General features: G+C 63.5%; 1 protein-coding gene. It reads right to left on the bottom strand.

The features are described from left to right. A partial coding sequence (locus tag ACYQ6T_RS10685; protein ID WP_459830693.1) for an AAA family ATPase occupies positions 1-987 on the bottom strand: 987 nt, incomplete at both ends.

A 987-nucleotide genomic window follows, 5' to 3' on the forward strand; every position in this document is an offset into this window, starting at 1 on the left:
AGTCCAGGTGAGCTCGCGCGGGATCACTTCGCGGTAGATCCGGTTGCTGATCCGCACCATCGGGCGCACCGCAATGAGCCCCAAGTCATAGACATATTCGAGGTCGTCGGTCGGAATTTCCTCTGCGACTACTGTAGGATCCTCTTCACTTGCGAGGATCGCCGCAATCACGCGATGAACACGCGGCTCAGAGAGTTTGTCGGTGAGTTGGTCGAGGTGGGTCGCGCGCGACTGAATCAGCCGCTCGCGCGCCGCAAGATAACGCTCGAGCGTCACCGGCTGATCGCGGTGGTTACGGAGCTCCTTATCTTTCCAGGTGCATTCGTGCCCCAGGGCATTGACGAGCCACGGCTGCCCTTCGGTATCGAGCCAGAGTTCCTCCCAGATCGCGTCGGCAAAGCGCTGTCCCGTCGCTTCGGTGTGCTGGAGCCACAACGCCCGCACCTCATCAAAGGTGAAGTTCCCGAGCCGCAGCGACTCGGCTTTGACGTTGAAGGCGCTGCCGCCGGTGATGATCTCTTGGTTGGCGGTGTGGATGCGGTAGTCGCGCACGTCGCGCACGCCGCAGAGGATCACCGATTGGGGGAAAGCACGCGGCCGCTGGGTGTAGCCGGCACGCAGTTGCCGCAGGAGCGAAACCAGCGTGTCACCGACCAGGGCGTCGACTTCGTCGAGCAGCAGCACCGCCGGACGCTCCGGGTCTTGTTGGCTCCAATAGGTCAGCAGCCGGGTCACCCGCTCTTCAGGTGCAAGCGTTGCACCTTCGCCGTGGAGCAACCATTGGTCGAGCGTGGGGTTATCCAAGTAGATCGCGGCACTTCGGGCAATAGCGCTCGCTACCGCGGCAATCCCGCGGGCGACGTCATTCCGGGCGGCCTGCGCCGTTTCGATGTTGGCGTAGAGCGCCCGGTAGCGCCCTTGGCGATTGAGGTAGTCCATGAGCGCGAGAAGACACGTCGTCTTCCCCGTCTGCCGCGGCGCGTGGAG

This window comes from Hydrogenophilus islandicus (genome assembly GCF_054657095.1).